General features: G+C 52.5%; 7 protein-coding genes and 1 pseudogene. 6 read left to right on the top strand and 2 right to left on the bottom strand.

Going from position 1 to position 11159, the window contains the following annotated elements; genetic code table 11:
- Nucleotides 1–179: 179 nt before the first annotated feature.
- Nucleotides 180–1373: an MFS transporter gene (locus OGY15_RS12995; RefSeq protein WP_089643061.1), complete on the bottom strand. Its 1194-nt coding sequence runs from the start codon at nt 1371–1373 to the stop codon at nt 180–182.
- Between the two features lie 135 nt (nt 1374–1508).
- Between OGY15_RS12995 and iucA the strand changes: the two genes are divergently transcribed.
- From iucA to iutA, 5 genes and pseudogenes are all read left to right on the top strand, one after another.
- Complete coding sequence (iucA, locus tag OGY15_RS12990; RefSeq protein WP_063269228.1) at nt 1509–3233, top strand: aerobactin synthase IucA; 1725 nt, start codon at nt 1509–1511, stop codon at nt 3231–3233.
- Entirely contained in the window at nt 3234–4181 is a 948-nt protein-coding gene (iucB, locus tag OGY15_RS12985; RefSeq protein ID WP_000011908.1) for a N(6)-hydroxylysine O-acetyltransferase IucB, read from the top strand.
- Nucleotides 4181–5923 carry an NIS family aerobactin synthetase IucC gene (iucC, locus tag OGY15_RS12980; protein WP_001015721.1) on the top strand — a complete coding sequence of 581 codons (1743 nt, stop codon included), beginning with the start codon at nt 4181–4183 and terminating at the stop codon, nt 5921–5923. The genes iucB and iucC overlap by 1 nt, the downstream gene beginning before the upstream one ends.
- Nucleotides 5920–7253, top strand: a pseudogene (gene iucD, locus OGY15_RS12975) (NADPH-dependent L-lysine N(6)-monooxygenase IucD). The gene iucC and the pseudogene iucD overlap by 4 nt, the downstream one beginning before the upstream one ends.
- A gap of 25 nt (nt 7254–7278) precedes the next feature.
- Nucleotides 7279–9480 carry a ferric aerobactin receptor IutA gene (gene iutA / locus OGY15_RS12970; RefSeq protein WP_000973519.1) on the top strand — a complete coding sequence of 734 codons (2202 nt, stop codon included), beginning with the start codon at nt 7279–7281 and terminating at the stop codon, nt 9478–9480.
- 550 nt (nt 9481–10030) lie between these two features.
- Here the strand turns inward: iutA and OGY15_RS12965 are convergent.
- Entirely contained in the window at nt 10031–10174 is a 144-nt protein-coding gene (locus tag OGY15_RS12965; RefSeq protein ID WP_011076574.1) for a hypothetical protein, read from the bottom strand.
- Nucleotides 10175–10446: 272 nt separating this feature from the next.
- Here OGY15_RS12965 and OGY15_RS12960 point away from each other — a divergent pair.
- Nucleotides 10447–11144, top strand: a protein-coding gene (locus OGY15_RS12960) for an IS1 family transposase (protein WP_230138812.1) whose coding sequence is annotated in 2 segments (ribosomal slippage) — nt 10447–10696 and nt 10696–11144 — 699 coding nt in all. Because the reading frame shifts where the segments join, the coding sequence is not laid out codon by codon here.
- Nucleotides 11145–11159: the final 15 nt, after the last annotated feature.

Below are 11159 nucleotides of genomic sequence, written 5' to 3'. Positions count from 1 at the left end.
GCCACGGGAATATCTGCGGCAGCGGGCCTGTAATGGGTTAAGTGATAACAGATGTCTGGAAATATAGGGGCAAATCCAGGCGGGGGCAGCAAGCCAGAACACTGCCTGACATGCTTTCATCAGACGCAGGTCCTCTCTCATATCCTCTGATTTACTCCAGTAAGGTGATGATCATATCTTTATTTGATAGTACGGTAATGCCAGATAAATACAGACACAATGGTAAATAATATAGTTGCAAATAATGCTGCCATAATCAGCGCGATTGCGACACCTGTTTTCGATACCAGCGGCACCAGCAAAGCGCACAGTCCATAGCCAAGTGTGTGACTGGTAGCGAGCCAGCCCGCGCCTGCGCCATCAGCCAGCTTATCATTCAGTAGAAGTTGATAAGCGGGTGTTGCCAGAGCTGCTCCAAATGACAGCACTGCACAGCCCGGGTAAAACAACCATAGCTGTTCGGAGAGCATGATAGCCAGACCACCACTCATCAACACTCCGGCACTCAGGAGCAGGGCCACCGGAGTCAGGCGCTGCGGACGGAGTACCCCGAACTGCGCGATAAGCGCAGCTACTGCGGACAGACCCAACAGCCAGGCCACCTGTTGGCTAATGGCGGTGGTATCCGTGGCGAACTGGCGAGTAAGGGCAGGCGAAAGTCCAAGCTGCATCATGCTCACCGCCGCAGCCAGTAATATTGCGCAAAGCAGATAAGGCAGACAATCCCGCTTCAGACTGACGCTCTTGCACTCCGGTGTGGGCTGTGGTGGTGTGCCGGGCAACCGCAGCAGCATCAGCAGCGCCAGCACTGGGGCTGCCATCAGCAGCCCCAGTGGCGCCAGAGGATGAATGGCCAGCATTGCTGCCGCGCACAGCGGCCCGAATAGCCTGCCGCAACTCAGGCCGGAGCTGATGGTTGCCAGAGCGGCCATGCGATTCCCTTCTCCAGCTCTCTGCAATGCCCAGACCTGACAGGCTGGCACCATTGCCGACACGGTCAGACCGTAGACGATCCGGGCGATGATTAATATTCCCAACCCCACCGCTGTTGTTACGGCACCGGTAGCCATCAGCACGCTTCCCAGCCCAAGCAGGGTAAAGCTTACGCCATATCCTCCCAGAGCCCACAGCACCACAGTCTTACTGCCAGTAAGGGAAATTTGCTTTCCCCACCATGGGGAAGATGGCAGAAACAGCATTGAGCCCAGCATCAGCAGGGCAGCCCATACAGACAGACTCAGATTTGTCTGTATGACCAGAACAGGGAGTACAACCAGCAGACCGTTCTGTCCGATACCGAGAAGACCGGCACTGAACGCCAGTGGCCAGCAGGACAGGGTTTTTTGGGGCGTATCTTCGATCTTAGATGACATTGTAATGTTTCAACACCATGTATTAATTGTGTTTATTTGTAAAATTAATTTTTCTGACAATAACATTTCTCATTGATAATGAGAATCATTATTGACATAATTGTTATTATTTTACTGTGTAGGAGCTGTTTGATTATGATCCTGCCCTCTGAAAAATCCGCCACAGATGTGGCTGCGCAGTGCTTCCTGAATGCCTTGATTCGTGAAACCAAAGACTGGCAACTGGCGGAATACCCGCCAGACGAATTGATTATCCCGCTGGACGAACAGAAGTCGCTCCATTTCAGAGTGGCTTATTTCTCCCCAACCCAGCATCACCGCTTTGCATTTCCTGCTCATCTGGTCACGGCATCAGGCAGTTATCCTGTCGACTTTACCACTCTCTCCCGGCTTATTATTGATAAGCTCCGGCATCAACTTTTTCTGCCAGTTCCCCTCTGCGAAACTTTCCACCAACGCGTGCTGGAAAGCTACGCCCATACGCAACAGACAATTGATGCCCGCCATGACTGGGCCATCCTGCGTGAAAAAGCGTTGAATTTTGGCGAGGCTGAGCAGGCACTGCTGACAGGACACGCTTTCCACCCTGCACCTAAGTCTCATGAACCGTTTAACCGCCAGGAAGCTGAACGATACCTGCCTGACATGGCACCTCACTTCCCGCTGCGGTGGTTTTCGGTGGATAAAACGCAAATCGCTGGTGAAAGTCTGCATCTTAACCTTCAACAGCGGTTGACGCGATTTGCCGCAGAAAATGCGCCCCAGTTACTCAACGAATTAAGTGACAATCAATGGCTGTTCCCGCTGCACCCGTGGCAGGGAGAATATCTTTTGCAGCAAGTGTGGTGCCAGGCACTTTTTGCTAAAGGACTTATCAGAGACTTAGGCGAGGCCGGCACGTCGTGGCTGCCGACCACCTCTTCCCGCTCCCTCTACTGTGCTACCAGCCGCGATATGATCAAGTTCTCCCTGAGCGTTCGGCTGACCAACTCCGTCCGTACTCTGTCTGTGAAAGAGGTGGAGCGAGGAATGCGCCTGGCACGTCTGGCGCAAACCGACGGCTGGCAGATGCTACAGGCCCGCTTCCCTACTTTCCGGGTAATGCAGGAGGACGGCTGGGCCGGGCTGCGCGATCTTAACGGCAACATCATGCAGGAAAGTTTGTTTTCCCTGCGTGAAAACCTGCTGCTGGAGCAGCCGCAAAGCCAGACCAACGTTCTGGTTTCCCTGACTCAGGCCGCACCGGATGGCGGTGATTCGCTGCTGGTTTCGGCGGTAAAACGCCTGAGCGATCGCCTCGGTATCACTGTGCAACAGGCCGCCCACGCATGGGTCGATGCTTACTGTCAGCAGGTGCTGAAGCCGCTGTTTACGGCTGAAGCGGATTACGGCCTGGTGCTGCTGGCGCATCAGCAAAATATTCTTGTGCAGATGCTTGGGGATCTGCCGGTCGGATTTATTTACCGTGACTGCCAGGGCAGCGCGTTTATGCCTCACGCGACAGAGTGGCTCGATACCATTGACGAGGCGCAGGCGGAAAATATTTTCACCCGTGAGCAGTTGCTGCGCTATTTCCCTTATTACCTGCTGGTTAACTCCACTTTTGCCGTAACTGCTGCGCTGGGTGCTGCCGGGCTGGACAGCGAAGCGAATCTGATGGCTCGTGTACGAACATTGCTGGCTGAAGTGCGTGACAAGGTGACTCATAAAACCTGTCTCAACTATGTTCTGGAAAGTCCGTACTGGAACGTAAAAGGTAACTTTTTCTGTTATCTGAACGATCATAACGAGAACACCATCGTTGACCCTTCGGTGATCTATTTTGATTTCGCTAACCCGCTGCAGGCTCAGGAGGTCTGAATGTCTGGGGCAAACATTGTTCACAGCGGATATGGACTGCGCTGTGAAAAACTCGACAAGCCTCTGAATCTTGGCTGGGGGCTGGACAATAGCGCGGTGTTGCACTGGCCCGGGGAGCTGCCAACAGGGTGGCTGTGCGACGCGCTGGATCAGATATTTATCGCCGCACCACAACTTTCAGCAGTGGTTCTTCCCTGGTCCGAATGGTGTGAGGAGCCACAGGCGCTGACGCTTTTCGGACAGGTACAAAGCGACATTATCCATCGTTCCGCTTTCTGGCAGTTACCGTTATGGCTGAGTTCTCCGGCAAACCGGGCCTCCGGTGAAATGGTTTTTGATGCAGAGCGTGAGATTTATTTCCCGCAGCGCCCCCCCCGTCCGCAGGGTGAAGTTTATCGTCGTTACGATCCACGCATTCGCAGGATGCTGAGTTTCCGCATTGCCGATCCCGTTTCTGATGCAGAACGTTTCACCCGCTGGATGAACGATCCGCGCGTTGAGTATTTCTGGGAGCAAAGTGGCTCACTGGAGGTACAGATCGCCTATCTGGAACGCCAGCTCACCAGTAAACATGCATTCCCGCTGATTGGTTGTTTCGACGATCGGCCGTTCAGTTATTTCGAAATCTACTGGGCGGCGGAAGACCGCATTGGTCGCCACTATTCGTGGCAGCCCTTTGACCGTGGCCTGCATCTGCTGGTTGGTGAACAGCAATGGCGCGGAGCCCACTATGTGCAAAGCTGGCTGCGCGGGGTGACACATTACCTGCTGCTGAATGAGCCACGTACGCAGCGCACAGTACTGGAGCCACGCACCGATAACCAGCGCCTGTTCCGCCATCTTGAGCCTGCGGGATACCGGACAATTAAAGAGTTCGACTTCCCACATAAACGCTCGCGCATGGTGATGGCGGATCGTCATCACTTCTTCACGGAGGTCGGTCTGTAATGAATCACAAAGACTGGGATTTGGTCAACCGCCGCCTGGTGGCAAAAATGTTGTCTGAGCTGGAGTATGAGCAGGTTTTCCACGCGGAATCTCAGGGCGATGACCGCTACTGCATTAACCTGCCGGGAGCACAATGGCGCTTCATCGCTGAACGTGGTATCTGGGGCTGGCTCTGGATTGATGCTCAAACTCTGCGCTGCGCGGACGAGCCAGTACTGGCTCAGACGCTGCTGATGCAGCTAAAGCAGGTACTGTCAATGAGCGATGCAACCGTTGCTGAGCATATGCAGGATTTGTATGCCACGCTGCTGGGCGACCTGCAACTACTGAAAGCCCGTCGCGGGCTGAGCGCCAGTGACCTGATTAATCTTAATGCCGACCGCCTGCAATGCCTGCTGAGCGGTCATCCTAAATTCGTTTTTAATAAAGGTCGCCGTGGCTGGGGTAAAGAGGCGCTGGAACGATATGCGCCAGAGTATGCCAACACCTTCAGACTGCACTGGCTGGCGGTAAAACGTGAACATATGATCTGGCGCTGTGATAACGAGATGGATATTCATCAGTTGTTGACGGCCGCAATGGATCCGCAGGAGTTTGCCCGCTTCAGTCAGGTCTGGCAGGAAAACGGACTGGATCATAACTGGCTGCCGCTGCCGGTACATCCGTGGCAGTGGCAGCAAAAAATCGCTACCGACTTCATCGCTGATTTTGCCGAAGGCAGGATGGTGTCTCTCGGCGAGTTTGGCGACCAGTGGCTCGCCCAGCAGTCGCTGCGTACCCTGACCAACGCCAGTCGCCGGGGCGGGCTGGATATCAAGCTGCCGCTGACCATCTACAACACCTCATGCTACCGGGGGATCCCTGGCAGATACATCGCTGCCGGACCACTGGCTTCACGCTGGCTACAACAGGTTTTTGCGACCGACGCCACCCTAGTGCAAAGCGGCGCAGTGATACTTGGTGAACCGGCTGCAGGCTATGTCTCCCATGAAGGCTATGCCGCGCTTGCCCGGGCTCCCTATCGCTACCAGGAAATGCTTGGTGTTATCTGGCGGGAGAATCCGTGCCGCTGGCTGAAACCGGATGAAAGTCCGGTTCTGATGGCAACACTGATGGAGTGCGACGAAAACAATCAGCCGCTGGCAGGCGCATATATAGACCGCTCCGGGCTGGACGCTGAAACCTGGCTTACGCAACTGTTCCGGGTGGTCGTGGTTCCTCTGTATCACCTGCTTTGCCGCTACGGTGTCGCGCTTATTGCACATGGACAAAATATAACTCTCGCCATGAAAGAGGGGGTTCCACAGCGTGTTCTGCTGAAAGACTTCCAGGGCGATATGCGACTGGTGAAAGAAGAGTTCCCCGAAATGGACTCTTTGCCTCAGGAGGTTCGTGATGTTACATCCCGCCTGAGTGCGGACTACTTAATCCATGATTTGCAGACGGGTCACTTCGTGACAGTACTGCGTTTTATTTCGCCACTGATGGTTCGTCTTGGCGTACCTGAAAGGCGATTTTATCAACTGCTGGCAGCAGTGTTGAGTGATTACATGAAAAAACATCCACAAATGTCAGAGCGTTTTGCGCTTTTCTCACTTTTCAGGCCACAAATCATTCGCGTGGTGCTGAACCCGGTAAAACTGACCTGGCCTGATCTGGATGGCGGCAGCCGCATGCTGCCGAATTACCTTGAGGATCTGCAAAATCCGCTGTGGCTGGTAACTCAGGAATATGAATCATGAAAAAAAGTGTCGATTTTATTGGTGTAGGGACAGGGCCATTTAATCTCAGCATTGCTGCGTTGTCACATCAGATCGAAGAACTGGACTGTCTCTTCTTTGATGAACATCCTCATTTTTCCTGGCATCCGGGTATGCTGGTACCGGATTGTCATATGCAGACCGTCTTTCTGAAAGATCTGGTCAGTGCTGTTGCACCTACAAATCCCTACAGTTTTGTTAACTATCTGGTGAAGCACAAAAAGTTCTATCGCTTCCTTACAAGCAGACTACGTACAGTATCCCGTGAAGAGTTTTCTGACTACCTCCGCTGGGCTGCTGAAGATATGAATAACCTGTATTTCAGTCATACCGTTGAAAACATTGATTTCGATAAAAAACGTCGATTGTTTCTGGTGCAAACCAGCCAGGGAGAATATTTTGCCCGCAATATCTGCCTTGGTACAGGAAAACAACCTTATTTACCACCCTGTGTGAAGCATATGACACAATCCTGTTTCCATGCCAGTGAAATGAATCTTCGTCGGCCGGACCTTAGTGGAAAACGGATAACCGTGGTTGGTGGAGGACAGAGTGGTGCAGACCTGTTCCTTAATGCATTACGCGGGGAATGGGGAGAAGCGGCGGAAATAAACTGGGTCTCCCGGCGTAATAATTTTAACGCACTGGATGAGGCTGCTTTTGCTGATGAGTATTTTACACCTGAATATATTTCAGGCTTCTCCGGACTGGAGGAAGATATTCGCCATCAGTTACTGGATGAGCAGAAAATGACATCGGATGGCATCACTGCCGATTCTTTACTGACCATTTATCGTGAGTTGTACCACCGTTTTGAAGTTCTGAGAAAACCAAGAAATATCCGTCTGCTACCCAGCCGCTCGGTAACAACTCTGGAAAGTAGTGGTCCTGGCTGGAAGTTGCTGATGGAGCATCATCTGGATCAGGGCAGGGAGAGCCTGGAAAGTGATGTGGTGATTTTCGCCACAGGTTACCGTTCTGCGTTGCCACAAATACTTCCCTCACTGATGCCCCTGATCACCATGCACGATAAGAACACCTTTAAAGTGCGTGATGACTTCACTCTGGAATGGAGTGGCCCGAAAGAGAACAACATCTTCGTGGTCAACGCCAGTATGCAAACCCATGGCATCGCCGAACCCCAGCTCAGCCTGATGGCATGGAGATCTGCACGTATTCTTAATCGCGTAATGGGACGTGATTTATTCGATCTCAGTATGCCGCCCGCCCTGATTCAGTGGCGCAGCGGCACCTAGGGAAAACGCAGCCGGAGGCTGCTTCTTTAACTCGCTACACAGCATCTTTGGGCTGATTTTTTCCGCCCGTATGGAGGAATAATGATGATAAGCAAAAAGTATACGCTTTGGGCTCTCAACCCACTGCTTCTTACCATGATGGCGCCAGCAGTCGCTCAACAAACCGATGATGAAACGTTCGTGGTGTCTGCCAACCGCAGCAATCGCACCGTAGCGGAGATGGCGCAAACCACCTGGGTTATCGAAAACGCCGAACTGGAACAGCAGATTCAGGGCGGCAAAGAGCTTAAAGACGCACTGGCTCAGCTGATCCCTGGCCTTGACGTCAGCAGCCGGAGCCGCACCAACTACGGTATGAATGTGCGTGGCCGCCCGCTGGTCGTGCTGGTTGACGGCGTGCGTCTCAACTCTTCACGTACCGACAGCCGACAACTGGACTCTATAGATCCTTTTAATATCGACCATATTGAAGTGATCTCCGGTGCGACGTCCCTGTACGGCGGCGGCAGTACCGGTGGCCTGATCAACATCGTGACCAAAAAAGGCCAGCCGGAAACCATGATGGAGTTTGAGGCTGGCACCAAAAGTGGCTTTAGCAGCAGTAAAGATCACGATGAACGCATTGCCGGAGCTGTCTCCGGCGGAAATGAGCATATCTCCGGACGTCTTTCCGTGGCATATCAGAAATTTGGCGGCTGGTTTGACGGTAACGGCGATGCCACCTTGCTTGATAACACCCAGACCGGCCTGCAGTACTCCGATCGGCTGGACATCATGGGAACTGGTACGCTGAACATCGATGAATCCCGGCAGCTTCAGTTGATCACACAGTACTATAAAAGCCAGGGCGACGACGATTACGGGCTTAATCTCGGGAAAGGCTTCTCTGCCATCAGAGGGACCAGCACGCCATTCGTCAGTAACGGGCTGAATTCCGACCGTATTCCCGGCACTGAGCGGCATTTGATCAGCCTGCAGTACTCTGACAGCGCTTTTCTGGGACAGGAGCTGGTCGGTCAGGTTTACTACCGCGATGAGTCGTTGCGATTCTACCCGTTCCCGACGGTAAATGCGAACAAACAGGTGACGGCTTTCTCTTCGTCACAGCAGGACACCGACCAGTACGGCATGAAACTGACTCTGAACAGCAAACCGATGGACGGCTGGCAAATCACCTGGGGGCTGGATGCTGATCATGAGCGCTTTACCTCCAACCAGATGTTCTTCGACCTGGCTCAGGCAAGCGCTTCCGGAGGGCTGAACAACAAGAAGATTTACACCACCGGGCGCTATCCGTCGTATGACATCACCAACCTGGCGGCCTTCCTGCAATCAGGCTATGACATCAATAATCTCTTTACCCTCAACGGTGGCGTACGCTATCAGTACACTGAAAACAAGATTGATGATTTCATCGGCTACGCGCAGCAACGGCAGATTGCCGCCGGGAAGGCTACATCCGCCGACGCCATTCCTGGCGGCTCAGTCGATTACGACAACTTCCTGTTCAACGCCGGTCTGCTGATGCACATCACCGAACGCCAGCAGGCATGGCTCAACTTCTCCCAGGGCGTGGAGCTGCCGGACCCGGGTAAATACTATGGTCGCGGCATCTATGGTGCTGCAGTGAACGGCCATCTTCCTCTAACAAAGAGTGTGAACGTCAGCGACAGCAAGCTGGAAGGCGTGAAAGTCGATTCTTATGAGCTGGGCTGGCGCTTTACTGGCAATAATCTGCGCACCCAAATCGCGGCCTACTATTCGATTTCTGATAAGAGCGTGGTGGCGAATAAAGATCTGACCATCAGCGTGGTGGACGACAAACGCCGTATTTACGGCGTGGAAGGTGCGGTGGACTACCTGATTCCTGATACTGACTGGAGTACCGGAGTGAACTTCAACGTGCTGAAAACTGAGTCGAAAGTGAACGGTACCTGGCAGAAATACGATGTGAAGACAGCAAGCCCATCAAAAGCGACAGCCTACATTGGCTGGGCACCGGACCCGTGGAGTCTGCGCGTGCAGAGCACCACCTCCTTTGACGTGAGCGACGCGCAGGGCTACAAGGTCGATGGCTATACCACCGTGGATCTGCTCGGCAGTTATCAGCTTCCGGTGGGTACACTCAGCTTCAGCATTGAAAACCTCTTCGACCGTGACTACACCACTGTCTGGGGGCAGCGTGCACCACTGTACTACAGCCCGGGTTACGGCCCAGCGTCACTGTACGACTACAAAGGCAGGGGCCGAACCTTTGGTCTGAACTACTCTGTGCTGTTCTGACGGGGATGCTTTTGCAACAAGGGTATGCTGTAAACAACATGGTCCTTGGTGGCCATGTTGTTTACAGCCAGTATAATATACAGCCTTAACAAGATATTCCGTCTCCGGAATGGACTGTTCACCACTGAATAACATTATGTCTGTTTTATGGATCTTTGACTGAAATTTATCGCATATCCTCATTTCATTGTCCGTCTGAAAACTAACCTTACAAGTAAGCGTCGTCTCAGCACCGTCTGGCAGATCCTGAAATTCCTGAGAGGATGATCTGCGCCCAATATCCTGAGCCGGAACTTTGCTGCAATGAAGGCCAACGAAAAATGGGGGAGTATGTTATAGAGTACTTGCTACAGGGTAAAAAGAGGTACCTGTCGCTGGTTCTCCGTTCAGTTTAACCGGGAGATTTTCTCCTGCGCCTGTCATAAAGTCCGGTAATGGAGATTGTTAATACGATGGTGCACGATGCATTGTCAGTGCCCGGCCCGGAGGATGCCCCGTAGCTACATACGGATCAGGGTTGGCAATATCGAATGGCAGGCTATAGGCAAAGTTAAAGCCCCATGGAGTAGCACAAAATATGCCGCACAAAGGAAACGGTCTGAATAACGCAGCGATGGAGAACTTCTTCGGCACACTGCAAAATCGCATCGTGGTCGATCGCTAATTCGTCGTGAATCACTGAACGATGTTCCATGCGAACAGATATTCGATCATATCGAAATATTAAACATTACCCCTCCCCACATTGGGCAAAAAAAAACAAAAAACGATCAATTAACGATCAATTAGTATTGATTCACATAATCTCTCATCATTAATGAGAACATTGTCACATATTTACAATATAGAACTGTTACTTTTAGCAGGCTGTTAGTAACCAACCGTTACTAATAATTTTAATTCTTAATACTGGTGATGCTGCCAACTTACTGATTTAGTGTATGATGGTGTTTTTGAGGTGCTCCAGTGGCTTCCATTTCCATCAGATGTCCTTCCTGCTCCGCTACTGAAGGCGTGGTGCGTAACGGCAAAAGCACTGCCGGACATCAGCGCTATCTCTGCTCTCACTGCCGTAAAACATGGCAACTGCAGTTCACTTACACCGCTTCTCAACCCGGTACGCACCAGAAAATCATTGATATGGCCATGAATGGCGTTGGATGCCGGGCAACAGCCCGCATTATGGGCATTGGCCTCAACACGATTTTACGTCACTTAAAAAACTCAGGCCGCAGTCGGTAACCTCGCGCATACAGCCGGGCAGTGACGTCATCGTCTGCGCGGAAATGGACGAACAGTGGGGCTATGTCGGGGCTAAATCGCGCCAGCGCTGGCTGTTTTACGCGTATGACAGGCTCCGGAAGACGGTTGTTGCGCACGTATTCGGTGAACGCACTATGGCGACGCTGGGGCGTCTTATGAGCCTGCTGTCACCCTTTGACGTGGTGATATGGATGACGGATGGCTGGCCGCTGTATGAATCCCGCCTGAAGGGAAAGCTGCACGTAATCAGCAAGCGATATACGCAGCGAATTGAGCGGCATAACCTGAATCTGAGGCAGCACCTGGCACGGCTGGGACGGAAGTCGCTGTCGTTCTCAAAATCGGTGGAGCTGCATGACAAAGTCATCGGGCATTATCTGAACATAAAACACTATCAATAAGTTGGAGTCATTACC

The sequence above is a fragment of the Citrobacter sp. Cu231 genome, assembly GCF_030332265.1.
Lineage (GTDB): Bacteria > Pseudomonadota > Gammaproteobacteria > Enterobacterales > Enterobacteriaceae > Citrobacter > Citrobacter meridianamericanus.
This window is presented reverse-complemented; position numbering and strand designations above follow the sequence as displayed.

Bases quoted from the DNA above. Each gene is read 5' to 3' on its own strand.
- OGY15_RS12995 (WP_089643061.1), bottom strand. From the start codon at position 1,373: ATGTCATCTAAGATCGAAGATACGCCCCAAAAAACCCTGTCCTGCTGG.
- iucA (WP_063269228.1), top strand. From the start codon at position 1,509: ATGATCCTGCCCTCTGAAAAATCCGCCACAGATGTGGCTGCGCAGTGC.
- iucB (WP_000011908.1), top strand. From the start codon at position 3,234: ATGTCTGGGGCAAACATTGTTCACAGCGGATATGGACTGCGCTGTGAA.
- iucC (WP_001015721.1), top strand. From the start codon at position 4,181: ATGAATCACAAAGACTGGGATTTGGTCAACCGCCGCCTGGTGGCAAAA.
- iutA (WP_000973519.1), top strand. From the start codon at position 7,279: ATGATGATAAGCAAAAAGTATACGCTTTGGGCTCTCAACCCACTGCTT.
- OGY15_RS12965 (WP_011076574.1), bottom strand. From the start codon at position 10,174: ATGGAACATCGTTCAGTGATTCACGACGAATTAGCGATCGACCACGAT.